A 12,606-nucleotide genomic window follows, 5' to 3' on the forward strand; every position below is an offset into this window, starting at 1 on the left:
GCTCGAGCGTTGTTCGGTGGACGGGGATCGCGAATGGGAATCACGCATGCGCGTAGCGGCAGCCAGAAGCCGTACGACACCAACTTCGTGTGGCCCCGTCAGCAGCCAGGAGAACGCCCCGCGTGAGCACCACCAATTTCCGTAACGTCGCCATTGTCGCGCACGTCGACCATGGCAAGACCACCCTCGTCGACGCCATGCTGCGCCAGTCCGGCGCCTTCGCCGAGCGCGCCGAGCTGGTCGACCGCGTCATGGACTCCGGTGACCTCGAACGCGAGAAGGGCATCACCATCCTCGCGAAGAACACCGCCGTCCACCGCCACAACGCGGACGGCACGGTCACCGTCATCAACGTCATCGACACCCCCGGCCACGCCGACTTCGGCGGCGAGGTCGAGCGCGGCCTGTCCATGGTCGACGGCGTCGTCCTGCTCGTCGACGCGTCCGAGGGCCCGCTGCCGCAGACCCGCTTCGTGCTGCGCAAGGCGCTCGCCGCGTCGCTGCCCGTCATCATCGTGGTGAACAAGACGGACCGTCCCGATGCCCGCATCGAGGAGGTCGTCACCGAGGCGCAGGACCTGCTCCTCGACCTGGCGTCCGACCTCGACGACGAGGCCGCCCAGGCCGCCGAGGCGCTGCTCGACCTGCCGGTCCTGTACGCGTCGGGCCGTGAGGGCAAGGCGTCGCTCAACCGTCCCGAGGACGGCCAGGCGCCCGACACCGAGAACCTCGACGTCCTGTTCGACGTCCTGATGGAGCACGTGCCGGCCCCCAAGGGTGATTCCGCTGCGCCGCTGCAGGCTCACGTCACCAACCTCGACGCCTCCGACTTCCTCGGCCGCCTCGCGCTGGTCCGCATCCACAACGGCGAGCTCCGCAAGGGTCAGCAGGTGGCGTGGATGCACGCCGACGGCGTCAAGACCGTCAAGATCACCGAGCTGCTCAAGACCGTCGGCGTCACCCGCGAGCCCGGTGAGAGCGCTGGCGCGGGCGACATCGTCGCCGTCGCCGGCATCCCCGAGATCATGATCGGCGACACCCTCGCCGACACCGAGAACCCGGTCGCGCTGCCGACCATCACCGTCGACGAGCCCGCGATCTCGGTCGTGATCGGCACCAACACCTCGCCGCTCGTCGGCCGGGTCAAGGGCCACAAGCTGACCGCGCGCATGGTCAAGACCCGCCTCGACTCCGAGCTGATCGGCAACGTGTCGCTGCGCGTCCTCGACATCGGCCGTCCGGACGCGTGGGAGGTGCAGGGCCGTGGTGAGCTGGCGCTGGCCATCCTCGTCGAGCAGATGCGTCGCGAGGGCTTCGAGCTGACCGTCGGCAAGCCGCAGGTCGTCACCCGCCAGGTCGACGGCAAGGTGCACGAGCCGTTCGAGGAACTGACCATCGACACCCCCGAGGAGCACCTCGGCGCGATCACCCAGCTGCTGGCGAACCGCAAGGGCAAGATGGTCCAGATGACCAACCACGGCACCGGTTGGGTCCGGATGGAGTTCATCGTCCCGTCGCGTGGTCTGATCGGTTTCCGCACCGACTTCCTCACCGAGACCCGCGGCACCGGCATCGCCAACGCCGTCTCGCACGGCTACGCGCCGTGGGCAGGCGAGATCCGCGCCCGCCACACCGGCTCGCTGGTCTCCGACCGGAGCGGCAGCGTCACCCCGTTCGCGATGATCCAGCTGTCGGACCGCGGCACGTTCTTCGTCGATCCGGGCGCGGACACCTACGAGGGCATGGTCGTGGGCATCAACCCGCGTGCTGAGGACCTCGACATCAACGTCACCAAGGAGAAGAAGCTCACCAACATGCGTTCGGCGACCGCCGACGTCACGGAGACCCTCGCGAAGCCGATCGAGCTGACGCTCGAGTCCGCGATGGAGTTCTGCGCCGGCGACGAGTGCGTCGAGGTGACCCCGGAGGCGATCCGCGTCCGCAAGGTCCATCTCAACGCCACCGAGCGCGCCCGTGAGCGTTCGCGTGCGAAGTCGCGCGACAAGGCCGCGCTGTAAGGTTTCGCTTCGCGCCTGTGCGCGGTCGACGAGTCCGTGGACTCGTCGACCGCGCACAGTTGTCATGGCGGTAGATCGAAGGGACTGGCGAGTGCATCGAGCGGGACGGCTGTACGACGGGTGGTCGCTGCGCAGGCTCCGCTCCGGCCGCGTCCTGCCGGTGGTGGGCGCGCTGGTCGTGGGGGTCACCCTCGCGGGCTGCACAGCCAATCCGCCTCCGCCCGTGGAAAGTACAGACAGCCCCAAGCCGACCACGGCCGTCGCCACCAAGAACACCGTCGTGGTCGCGATCGACGAGATCGGGAGGGGCTTCAACCCGCATCTGCTCGCGGACCAGTCGCCGGTCAACTCGGCGGTCACCTCGATGGTGCTGCCGAGCCCGTTCCGCCCGGTGCCGAGCCCGACGCACCCCGGCGGCACCGACTGGCTGCCCGACCAGTCGTTGCTCGTCTCCGCGGACGTCACCTCCCAGGCTCCGTTCACCATCACCTACCAGCTCCGCAACGAGGCGCAGTGGTCCGACAGCGCGCCGATCGCCGCCGAGGACTTCCGCTACCTGTGGCAGCAGATGACCAGCCAGCCCGGCGTCGTCGACCCCGCCGGTTACGCCCTGATCGACGACATCGGGTCCTCGGGCGGGGGCAAGACGGTCACCGTCACGATGCGTTCGCCGTATCCGGCCTGGCGTGAGCTGTTCACCGACCTGCTGCCCTCGCACCTGGTGAAGGACTCGCCGGGCGGCTTCGCGCGCGGCCTCGCCGACAACATCCCGGTCTCGGGCGCGCACTTCCACATCAAGTCCATCGACCGCGGCCGCGACGAGATCCTGCTCGAACGCAACGACCGATTCTGGGGCAAGCCCGCCACCGCGGACCAGATCCTGATGCGCCGCGGCGGTTCGAACGCGCAACTGGCGGACTCGATGCGGTCCGGCGACGCGCAGGTCGCGCAGGTCCGCGGGGCCGGGCCGTTGCAGGCGCAGCTCGGGGCCATCCCGTCGGTCCACGCCGCGACCTCGGCCCAACCGCGGACGCTGGCACTGACCCTCAACGGCCGGGTGCCGTCCCTCGGCGACCAACGCGTCCGTCGTGGCCTGCTCGGGATGCTGAACCCGGATCTGCTGGCCGCGGTCGGCACTCCCACCGGATCGAACGCGACGGTGGCCCGGGCGCAGGTCCTCGCCCCCTCGGATCCCGGATACGCGCCGACCGCCCCGCCGCCGCTGACCCGCGACCAGTCGCTGGGGTTGCTCGGTGAGGCGGGCTGGGTGTACTCCGCCGGCACCGGTCCGGACGGCACCGAGCCGCCGCGAATCATCAAGGACGGCAAGCAGTTGGCCGTCGTCATCGGTGCACCGGAGAACGACGACACCGCGATCGCCGTCGCGGACACCGCCGCGGACCAGCTGCGCGGCACCGGGGTGAACGCGACGGTGACCACCGTGCGTCCCGACGAGCTGTACGGCAAGGCCCTCGTCGGCGGCAAGGTGGACGCGGTGGTCGGTTGGATGCGGGCAGGATCGGACCCGGCCACCTCGATGGCCTCCCGCTACGGGTGTCCGCCGCCTGCCGGGCCCGTCCCGGCGCCCGGCGCGACCGCCACCGCCACCGCCACCGCCGAATCCGAGGAGGCGGAGCCGAATCTCGCTGCGCCGAGCAATATCTCGGGGCTGTGCGACCCGTCGTTGCAGGCGAGCATCGACGAGGCGCTGCGGGGGAGTGTCGACGTGGGGGAGGCGATCGCGCACGCCGAACCGCGCCTGTGGGACCTGGCGGCGGTGCTGCCGCTGATGCAGGACGCCACGGTGGAGGCGGTCGGGCCCGATGTTCAGGGCGTGACGCTGCCCGGCGCGATCCAGGTCGGCGTCTTCGGCGACGCCGAGGCCTGGTCGAGGAGGCAGAAGTGACCGCCCACGACTCCCGGCCGTCGCGCCGGCTGCTGCTCGTGCACGCGCATCCGGACGACGAGACGATCACCACCGGCGGCACCATCGCACGCTATGCCGCGCAGGGCGCCGAGGTGACCGTGCTGACCTGCACCCTCGGCGAGGAGGGGGAGGTGATCGGGCGGACGTGGGCGGGACTGGTTGCGGCGCAGGCGGATCAGCTCGGCGGCTTCCGTGTGCTCGAGCTCTCCACGGCGTTGGCGGCGTTGGGCGTGGCGGGACCGCGCTTCCTCGGCCACGCCGGCCGCTGGCGCGACTCCGGCATGATGGGCACCCCGTCGGCGGACCATCCCCGCGCCTTCGTCGGCGCCGACCACGACGAGGCGATCGAGGCGCTGGTGGCGGTGATTCGGGAGCTGCGACCGCAGGTGGTGGTCTGCTACGACCCGGAAGGTGGCTACGGGCACCCCGATCACATGCAGGTGCATCGGTTGACGACGGCGGCCTTCGAGGCGGCGGGCACCGTCCGGTATCCGAATGCGGGCATCCCCTGGGTGCCGTCGAAGCTGTACTGGACTGTCACGGAGGCGGATTCGCTCGAGCGGGGGATCGAATCGATCGGCGAGCTGCCGTCCGGCTGGCGGCTGCCCGAGCCCGGCGAGCTGCCCTGCGTGCCCGACGAGTCCGTGACGACCACGATCGACGTCCGCGGTGTCCTCGACCGCAAGGTGTCGGCCCTGGCGGCGCACGCGACCCAGGTGACGGTGTCGCCCAGCGGCGTCGAGTACGCCCTCTCCAACAACATCGCCCAGCCGATCCTGGCGGAGGAACACTTCGTCCTGGTGCGGGGAACCCGCGGCGAGACCGCGGCGGACGGCCGGGAGCGGGACCTGTTCTCGGGAATCGCCTGATTCGTCTGCCCGACGCCGCGATGCCATCGGGGTTACCCTGAGGGCGTTCCACCTAGTACCTGCTCTGGACGCGTTGTATCCATTGTCGAATTTCGATATCGGATGACGGAGGACGAGGTAGATGGCGCTGCATCGGGTGAGCAACAAGGAAGACACCGTCGACGACATCTACTCCTCTCCGCTGAGCGAGGCCGTGCTGCCGAAGTACCAGATGCCGCGGGAATCGTCGGATCCGAGGATCGCGTACGCGCTGATTCGTGGCGAGCTGGCACTCGACGGCAACTCCTCGCAGAACCTGGCCACCTTCTGCTCGACCTGGTCCGAGGACGAGGTTCATCGCCTGATGAACGACTGCCTCGACAAGAACATGATCGACAAGGACGAGTACCCGCAGACCGCCGAGATCGAGTCCCGCTGCGTGCACATGCTCGCCGACCTGTGGAACTCGCCGGACGGGCGCGGGACGATGGGCTGCTCGACCACCGGGTCCAGCGAGGCGGCCATGCTCGGCGGGCTCGCGCTGAAATGGCGCTGGCGGCAACGCCGCGAAGCGGCGGGCAAGCCGGCCGACCGGCCCAACCTGGTGTGCGGTCCGGTGCAGGTGTGCTGGGAGAAGTTCGCGCGCTACTTCGACGTGGAGCTGCGGCAGGTGCCGATCGAGGAGGGTGCGACCGGGCTGCAGCCGCATCAGCTCCGGAAGTACGTGGACGAGAACACGATCGGTGTGGTGGCCATCCTCGGCGTCACCTACACCTGCGACTACGAGCCGGTCGCCGACATCGCGGCCGAACTCGACGCGATCGAGGCGGACAGCGGGTGGGACGTGCCGATCCACGTCGACGCCGCGAGCGGGGGATTCATCGCGCCGTTCCTGGAACCGGACCTGGTGTGGGACTTCCGGGTGCCCCGGGTGGCCTCGATCAACTCCTCCGGGCACAAGTACGGGCTGGCGCCGCTCGGCGTCGGCTGGGTGGTCTGGCGGTCGGCCGACCTGCTGCCGGAGGACCTCGTGTTCCGGGTCAGCTATCTCGGCGGCGACATGCCGACCTTCGCGCTGAACTTCTCGCGGCCGGGAGGCGAGATCGTCGCCCAGTACTACCTGCTGCTGCGCCTCGGTCGGGAGGGGTACCGGCAGATCCACCAGTCGTGCGTGGACACCGCGCAGTACCTGGCCGGGCAGGTCAGCGAGATGGGCCCGTTCACCCTGCTCTACGACGGCCGCGGCGGGTTGCCCGCGGTGTCGTACACGCTCACCGACCCGGACTCCGCGGGGTTCTCGCTGTACGACCTCAGCGAGCAACTGCGAATCCGCGGCTGGCAGGTGCCGTCCTACCCGCTGCCGCCGGACCGCCAGGAGACGGTGATCCAGCGCGTGCTGGTCCGCCACGGCGTTTCTCGTGACGAGATCGCCCTGCTCGCGGACGACATCAGGGCGGCCTTGACGAGGCTGAAGTCGGGCACGCCCAGCGACGCGGCCCGCACCGGGTTCCATCACTGATCTGCCCCCGGTAACACCCGCCGACCCGGCTACGATGTGAGGTAGGTCATAGCGGTCGGGCCGGCGAAGGGTGTCGAAGTTGAACTGGGACGTGCAGAACGCGATCGTGGCTTTCGTGGATTCGTTGCGGCCGAACGCGCAGATGTACCACGACATGTACATGAATGCGCTGTACGGATTCGTCGACATGCAGAGCCATCTGTTGACGATGCTCGGCTATCCGCCGGTGCCCTGATCGCTGCCGAGAACGTGGTTCGGTGACCCGGGTCCTACGATCGAGGTCATGACGGCCAGCCCGCGAACCACCGGAACGCCAGGAATCCTCGACTCGGCGATCCTGGCGTTGCTGGTGTTCGACGGCCTGCTCACCGCGGTGCTCGCGGTGCTCTTCCTCCCACTGCGCCTCGGCACGGTGCCGTTCCCGGTGAGCGCTCTCGCCGCGGGACTGATCAACGTGCTCCTGGTGATCGGCGCACGGACGGTCACCGACCGCACCTCGATGACGGCGTTGCCGGTGATCGGCTGGTTCTTCGGCTTCGCGGTGTGCATGTTCGGCGGTCCCGGCGGCGACGTACTGCTGCTCGCGGACTGGCGCACCCTGCTACTGCTGGTCTGCGGGTTGGTGCCGCCCGGGGTCCTGCTGTTCAAGTTCGCCTCGGACGCCGCCGTGGCGCGGGGCCAGGCGGCACGACCGCGCTAGCTGTATGAGGCCACCACGTTGGTGACGCCGGCGTGGAGCTTCGAAGCCGGTGGCAGGTCACCGGCGGCACTGTGGGGCCGGTGATAGTTGTAGTGCACGGTCCGCACTCCGAGCGCTTCTGAGCGTTGGTATTCGGACTGCCATTCCCGGGCATAGAGGAACTCCTCGGCCAGGATCCTGTTGTAGCGCTCGACTTTGCGGATCGATCTAGAAGCCCGAGGTCGCCGAACTGGCGATAGCGGCCGACCAACTTGCTCGCGCAGGCACGCGAGATACCCATTTCGGCGGCCACGTGCGCAATCGGTCTGGTCCAGCACCGCTCGATGAGACGTCGGCGCCCCTCCGGTGTGAGGGGCGCGTTCTCGTGTGTCACGCGGTCACGCCAGGCGCCGAAGCGCGGACCGCGGTGTCCCGATTCTCGACGGCCGTGGTCACCTCGTCGATCACCGCACGAATGAGTTGCCCATAGGAGTCGGGGGGCAGCGCCGACGAGCGCTCCCGAGCTACGTCGAGGTGTTCACGTGCGGCTTCGAAGGAGCCCAGCCGCCGATAATTGTCGGCGAGGTTGAGGTGAAGCGAGGGATAGAAGCCAGCGATATGCAGGCCGGCGTGGTGTTCTTGGACGCGCTGCTCGCTGATGGAGTCGGCGGCATCGAGTGCGCGCACATCCCACGCCAGCGCCTGGGCGGGATCGGCATAGAGGTCGGCGAGGGAGTGCGCGAGTGTGCAGCGGTGCAAGGGATCGCCGCCGACGCCGATCGTCTTCCACAGGTCCAGCAGTTGGCCGCGGGCACCGACGACGTTTCCACTGCGCCCCTCGGTGATGGCCTTGCCAATCGCGTCCATCATCGAGTCCGTGCCAATGGATTCTGTCATTTCCCCTGCTCCTTCGGTTGTGGTGAGATCGCCGTAGTCGGCCGAGGGTTAGCGAAAGTCCGCCACCCCCCAGCATCATTCGGCTTCGACCTACCTGAAGGTCAAGGGCGGTGCTGCCATCAACGTCATGACCCGCAACAGCTAGCCGGCGCGAGGGATCGAGGAAACCGCTCCCTCGCCGAGGTTCAGTCGCTACCCTTCGGCGCGTAATCACCGGCTCGACGACAGGAGTGGACACGTGGCGGCGGCATCGACTCGGTATCTGTGCGGACGTCCGATCCGATGGGCCACGGCCTCCGCCGTCGCGGTGTTCGCGCTCGGAACTTTCGGAATCGCCAATGCCGCACCGCCGTCACCGGACGGGCTGAGGGAGGTGCTGTTCGTCGGCAACAACTGGGAGGGCACCGCCGACGTGATCGCCTCGACCGGCGACTACGCCAAGATCGGCCGGGTGAACATGATCCCGGACCGGGCCCAGCGAATGCGCGAGATCCAGAGCGACCCGGTCCGGTACGGCTTCTACCAGGGCATCCGGCTCACCGCGGGCGAGGGGCACGACCAGAACGTCGACGACATGTACACGACGCCCGACGGGTCCGCGGTAGTCGCGTCCCGGCCCAGCTTCGCCGACGTCGTCTCGATCGACCTCGCGAGCGGAAAGATCAACTGGCGCTTCCCCGTCTCCGGCTACCGCTCCGACCACATGGCGGTCTCGCCGGACGGCCGACGGGTCGCGGTCTCGGCGTCGACGAGCAACACCGTGCACGTCCTCGACATCTCGACGGGCGTCCAGATCGGCTCGTTCAGGACGGGTGACAAGCCGCACGAGAACGTCTTCACCGACGGCGGCCGGTACCTGTGGAACATGGCGATCGGCGAGGTCAACACCCCGTTGGACGACCCGTCACTCGACTTCACCAAGGGCGACCGCAAGATCACGGTGGTCGACACCCAGACCTTCCAGACGGTCCGCGTCATCGACATGCGGGACAGGCTGGACGCATTCGGTCGCAAGGACCTCTCGGACGCGGTGCGGCCGGTGGCCTTCGCACCCGACGAGAGCAAGATGTACTTCCAGGTGTCCTTCTTCAACGGCTTCGTCGAGTACGACATCGCCGCCGACAAGATCACCAGGGTCAAGGAACTGCCCAAGAATCCGAAGACCAGCCCGGACCGGACGACGTGGGTCAACGACTCGCGGCACCACGGCATGTCGATCAGCCCCGACGGGCGCAAGCTGTGCATCGCCGGGACGATGGACGACTACGTCACGGTGGTGGACACCGACACCCTGCAGGAGTCGCCGACCGTTCCCGCCGGAAAACCCTACTGGGCCACGGTGAACGGGGACGGCACCCACTGCGTGATCTCGGAGAGCGCGAACGATGCGGTGAGCGCGATCGACTTCGCGACGGGGCAGAAGGTGGCCACCGTTCCGGTCGGCGACCACCCGCAGCGGGTTCGCCTCGGACACGTCCCCGCCGGCTGGACGGGGACCGCGGCCGGCGGCGATCCGGGGACCGGGGGAGGCGGGAGCGCCGACTCCTAGCTGAGCAGCCCGGCGGCGCGGCCCGCGTCGGCCAGTACGGCCTCGAGCATGGCGGGCGTGAGCCTGCCGGTGAAGGTGTTCTGCTGGCTGACGTGGAAGCTGCCGAACACCTCCAGTGCGTGGCCGCCGCCGGTCGAGGGCAGCGTCACCCGCGTGCCGTGGCCGAACTTCGGCCGCGGCCTCGGCACCGCCCAACCCGCGTCGGCGAGCACCGGAAACAGTGCCTGCCAACCGAATCCGCCGAGCACGACCACCGCGTGCAGGGTCGGCGTGAGCAGCCGCAGTTCCTCGTCGATCCAGCGACGGCAGGTGTCCCGCTCGGCGGGGGTGGGCTTGTTGTCCGGCGGAGCGCAGTGCACGGGTGCGGTGACCCGGACCCCGCGCAGCAGCAGGCCGTCGTCGCGGCTGACGGCGGTCGGCTGGTTGGCCAGCCCGACCGCGTACAGCGCCGCGAACAGCACGTCACCGCTACGGTCGCCGGTGAACATCCGGCCGGTGCGGTTCCCGCCGTGCGCGGCGGGTGCGAGCCCGACGATCAGCATCGCGGCATCGGACGGACCGAATCCGGGTACCGGTCTGCCCCAATAGGTCTCGTTGCGGAATGCCGCCCGCTTCTCGTCCGCCACCCGCTCGCGCCAGGCGACCAGTCGGGGGCAGCGCCTGCAGGCGATCAGGTCGCCGTCCATGTCCGCGAGGCTCGGATATCGCGTCACGGTCGTTCCCGGCGCGCCCAGATGTCGCCGGCCCCCGGCGTCACCGACTCGACCAGATCCCACGCCCGCTCGGCGGGAAGGTCGATCACCTCGTAGTGGCCGGTGCCTGCGGGCGTCGCCGCGACCACGGTGGCCACGCCCGCGCGCCGCTGGAAGAACGTCTGGCGCACGGTCCAGCCGACGATGCCCGCAGCCTCGAGGCTGTGCCTGCTGCGGTCCAGACAGCCGCTCCGGGTGACCAGCCAGCCCGGCGCCGTGGCATGGCCCAACCCGCGGTAGCGGTCGTACGCGAGCGCGGCGGCACACCCGGCGAGCAGCACCAGCACGATCACTTCCGGCCAGCCCGCGCTCCGTCCGAACGCGGCCGCGACGGCGACGACCGCGGCGAGTGCGCCGACCGGCAGCAGTGCCCGGGTGTAGCGGCGACGGCGGGCGGCCGGCCCGTGCTCGGTGAGCGACGCGGTGACGTCGGCGGGAAAGTCGTGCTCGCGCAGGACGATCCCCATCATGCGGGTGGCCTCCTCGCGCGGCGACTGCGGCAGCAGCATCGACGAATGCCGCTTCTCCACCGCGACTCCGGTCATGATCGCGTCCAGCCGCGCGCCGTGGGCGAGCCGCAGCAGCAGCGGCTCGTGCAGCGTGGCACCGCGCAGCCTCGTCCGGTCCAGGGTGGTCTGGCGGGTCTCGAGCAGGCCGTGGCTCACGTGCAGCACCCGCCCGTCGTCGGTGACGCGAAGGTTGCTGAACGCGATGAGGTAGCGCGCGCACGCCAGCGTGCTCGCGACGGCGAGCAGCACGACCAGGCCGGAGACCACGGCCACGGTGATGCCGACACGCTGGGCCGTGTCGAGTCCGCGTGAGACGGCGGACGAGTGGGCGATCTGCTGGCCGATGCCGTACTGGAACGCGAGCGCGACCGCCGCGAGGACGGTGAGTACCCCGGTGACGGAGAACGGCGCGTAGCGCACCCAGCCGGGTGACCAGTGCGCGATCTCGACCTCCTCCTCGGCCGCCGCCCGGAGTGTGGCGATGGAGGGTGCCGCGGCGGGCGGGGCGTCGACGTGTCGGGCGAGCAGGGCCGCGCGCAGGGCGGGCACCAGCCGGGAGTCGAGGGCGTTCAGCTCGAACGTCGAAGATTCTCCCGGCCGACCGGTGCGTCGCCCGGTGCCGACCCGCACCACCGACAGTCCGAGCATGCGGTGCAGCACGCCGGCTTCCACGTCGACCGAGCGAATCCGGTTGCGCGGCACCGACAGCAGCTTCTTCTGGAAGAGCCCCGACCGCATCTGGACGTGGACCGGTCCGAGTCGGTAGCTGGTGGTGAACCAGCGTGCGACCGCGTAGGCCACCAGGACGGCGACGGCACCGAGTCCCCAGAGGTGATTGCCGGTCCGGGTGCCGACGACGAGCGAGATCAGCAGCACCGGAAGAAGTCTGACCACCTCGTTGACCGGGTGCACCAGCAGCATCCGCTTGTCGAGACGAAGCCAGGGCTGCTCCCGCTCCGCGGCCAGTGCCTCCTCGCCCGACGCCTCGGGGGGAGCGGTGCCCGGAGCGGGGTTCACGGCGTCGAGCCGTTCGGGGGTGCTCACGTCGCGTCCCCGAGGTTGCGGCCCGCGATCTCGGTCAGCTGGGCGACGGTCGCGTCGGCGACGTCCCGGTCGAGTGCGGTGATCTTGACGGCGCCCGCCGAGGAGGCGGTGGTGACGGTGACCGTGGCCAGTCCCAGCATCCGGTCGATCGGCCCGCGTTCGGTGTCGACCGTCTGGATCCGGGAGATCGGGGCGATGCGCCGCTCCTGGTTGAACCACCCCGTCTTGGTGTACACGGCGGTCGGGCTGACCTCCCAGCGGTGCACGCGGTAGCGCCACTGCGGGACCACCAGGACGTGCACGAGGGCGAGGACGAGGGTGGCCGCGAACATCGCGACGTGCGGCCAGTCGGTCCACCGGTCGGTGACGGCCGCCCACACCGCCTGCGCGACGAAGACCGGGATCCAGGCGAGGACGGCGTTGATCGCCCACAGTCGCGGCGCCCTGGTGCTCGGCCGGTACTGCGGATCGGCCATGGTCACGACGGAGGGTGCGGGGCTGCTCACATGCTCAGCCTGCCCGATTCGGGGCGGCCGTGCTTGCGTGGTTCTCGCCCCTTCGAGCAGGACTAGCCTGGACACTGGGCCGAGCAGGAGGTGCACATGGACCGATTCGAGGCCGAGGTTCCCGAGGCGGACGGTGTGGAACAGGGCACCGCGGTCGGCGGGACCGACGACGGCGAGGACCCCGTCGAGGAGATCGCGACCGACGCCCTGGAGGTGAACGAGGCGGACGTGGCCGAGCAGCAGCGCAGCGTGCCCGACGACGAGGACTATCCGCGGGGGTGAGTGAGCGCGGACCTGCTGTGGCACAAGTCTCCGTCGATGGCGCATGATCGAACGCGTGACCACGAGCGACGACCAC

At 69.7% G+C, this 12,606-nt stretch carries 12 protein-coding genes and 1 pseudogene; 8 read left to right on the forward strand and 5 right to left on the reverse strand.

From position 1 onward, the window contains the following. Nucleotides 1–122: 122 nt before the first annotated feature. From typA to ACFVH2_RS07810, 6 genes are all read left to right on the forward strand, one after another. A complete protein-coding gene (gene typA / locus ACFVH2_RS07785) occupies nucleotides 123–2,018 on the forward strand; it encodes a translational GTPase TypA (protein ID WP_378420092.1) in 1,896 nt (631 codons plus the stop codon). 91 nt (nucleotides 2,019–2,109) lie between these two features. Beyond that, nucleotides 2,110–3,924 (forward strand): ABC transporter family substrate-binding protein, encoded by a 1,815-nt coding sequence (locus ACFVH2_RS07790; protein ID WP_378420091.1) that lies wholly within the window; start codon nucleotides 2,110–2,112, stop codon nucleotides 3,922–3,924. Further along, the gene (mshB, locus tag ACFVH2_RS07795; protein ID WP_378420090.1) at nucleotides 3,921–4,814 is read left to right on the forward strand and encodes an N-acetyl-1-D-myo-inositol-2-amino-2-deoxy-alpha-D-glucopyranoside deacetylase; all 894 of its coding nucleotides are present in this window, start codon (nucleotides 3,921–3,923) and stop codon (nucleotides 4,812–4,814) included. The genes ACFVH2_RS07790 and mshB overlap by 4 nt, the downstream gene beginning before the upstream one ends. Before the next feature lie 121 nt (nucleotides 4,815–4,935). Beyond that, nucleotides 4,936–6,312, forward strand: coding sequence for a glutamate decarboxylase (locus ACFVH2_RS07800; protein ID WP_378420089.1), 1,377 nt, complete (start codon nucleotides 4,936–4,938; stop codon nucleotides 6,310–6,312). Nucleotides 6,313–6,391: 79 nt separating this feature from the next. After that, nucleotides 6,392–6,547 carry a hypothetical protein gene (locus tag ACFVH2_RS07805; RefSeq protein ID WP_378420088.1) on the forward strand — a complete coding sequence of 52 codons (156 nt, stop codon included), beginning with the start codon at nucleotides 6,392–6,394 and terminating at the stop codon, nucleotides 6,545–6,547. Nucleotides 6,548–6,595: 48 nt separating this feature from the next. Continuing rightward, nucleotides 6,596–7,012 carry a hypothetical protein gene (locus ACFVH2_RS07810; RefSeq protein ID WP_378420087.1) on the forward strand — a complete coding sequence of 139 codons (417 nt, stop codon included), beginning with the start codon at nucleotides 6,596–6,598 and terminating at the stop codon, nucleotides 7,010–7,012. On the opposite strand, the pseudogene ACFVH2_RS07815 reads toward ACFVH2_RS07810, so the two are convergent. Next, nucleotides 7,009–7,215, reverse strand: a pseudogene (locus ACFVH2_RS07815) (integrase core domain-containing protein); the annotation flags it as partial. The gene ACFVH2_RS07810 and the pseudogene ACFVH2_RS07815 sit on opposite strands and share 4 nt — an antisense overlap. A gap of 166 nt (nucleotides 7,216–7,381) precedes the next feature. Then, nucleotides 7,382–7,888 (reverse strand): hypothetical protein, encoded by a 507-nt coding sequence (locus tag ACFVH2_RS07820; RefSeq protein WP_378420086.1) that lies wholly within the window; start codon nucleotides 7,886–7,888, stop codon nucleotides 7,382–7,384. 238 nt (nucleotides 7,889–8,126) lie between these two features. Between ACFVH2_RS07820 and ACFVH2_RS07825 the strand changes: the two genes are divergently transcribed. Then, nucleotides 8,127–9,437, forward strand: coding sequence for a YncE family protein (locus ACFVH2_RS07825; protein WP_378420085.1), 1,311 nt, complete (start codon nucleotides 8,127–8,129; stop codon nucleotides 9,435–9,437). On the opposite strand, the gene ACFVH2_RS07830 is transcribed toward ACFVH2_RS07825, so the two are convergent. The 3 genes from ACFVH2_RS07830 to ACFVH2_RS07840 form a co-directional block, all read right to left on the reverse strand. Next, entirely contained in the window at nucleotides 9,434–10,123 is a 690-nt protein-coding gene (locus tag ACFVH2_RS07830; RefSeq protein ID WP_378420518.1) for a uracil-DNA glycosylase, read from the reverse strand. The two genes, ACFVH2_RS07825 and ACFVH2_RS07830, sit on opposite strands and share 4 nt — an antisense overlap. 23 nt (nucleotides 10,124–10,146) lie before the next feature. After that, nucleotides 10,147–11,619, reverse strand: a complete 1,473-nt coding sequence (locus tag ACFVH2_RS07835) for a PH domain-containing protein (protein ID WP_378420516.1) — start codon at nucleotides 11,617–11,619, stop codon at nucleotides 10,147–10,149. Nucleotides 11,620–11,738: 119 nt separating this feature from the next. Beyond that, nucleotides 11,739–12,218, reverse strand: a complete 480-nt coding sequence (locus tag ACFVH2_RS07840) for a PH domain-containing protein (protein WP_378420514.1) — start codon at nucleotides 12,216–12,218, stop codon at nucleotides 11,739–11,741. Nucleotides 12,219–12,344: 126 nt separating this feature from the next. On the opposite strand from ACFVH2_RS07840, the gene ACFVH2_RS07845 reads away from it, so the two are divergent. Then, nucleotides 12,345–12,530, forward strand: coding sequence for a hypothetical protein (locus tag ACFVH2_RS07845; protein ID WP_378420084.1), 186 nt, complete (start codon nucleotides 12,345–12,347; stop codon nucleotides 12,528–12,530). Nucleotides 12,531–12,606 lie beyond the last annotated feature (76 nt).

This window comes from Rhodococcus sp. NPDC127527 (genome assembly GCF_042672245.1).
Lineage (GTDB): Bacteria > Actinomycetota > Actinomycetes > Mycobacteriales > Mycobacteriaceae > Rhodococcus_G.

Bases quoted from the DNA above. Each gene is read 5' to 3' on its own strand.
- ACFVH2_RS07800 (WP_378420089.1), top strand. From the start codon at position 4,936: ATGGCGCTGCATCGGGTGAGCAACAAGGAAGACACCGTCGACGACATC.
- ACFVH2_RS07810 (WP_378420087.1), top strand. From the start codon at position 6,596: ATGACGGCCAGCCCGCGAACCACCGGAACGCCAGGAATCCTCGACTCG.
- ACFVH2_RS07820 (WP_378420086.1), bottom strand. From the start codon at position 7,888: ATGACAGAATCCATTGGCACGGACTCGATGATGGACGCGATTGGCAAG.
- ACFVH2_RS07830 (WP_378420518.1), bottom strand. From the start codon at position 10,123: ATGGACGGCGACCTGATCGCCTGCAGGCGCTGCCCCCGACTGGTCGCC.
- ACFVH2_RS07835 (WP_378420516.1), bottom strand. From the start codon at position 11,619: ATGCTGCTGGTGCACCCGGTCAACGAGGTGGTCAGACTTCTTCCGGTG.
- ACFVH2_RS07840 (WP_378420514.1), bottom strand. From the start codon at position 12,218: ATGGCCGATCCGCAGTACCGGCCGAGCACCAGGGCGCCGCGACTGTGG.
- ACFVH2_RS07845 (WP_378420084.1), top strand. From the start codon at position 12,345: ATGGACCGATTCGAGGCCGAGGTTCCCGAGGCGGACGGTGTGGAACAG.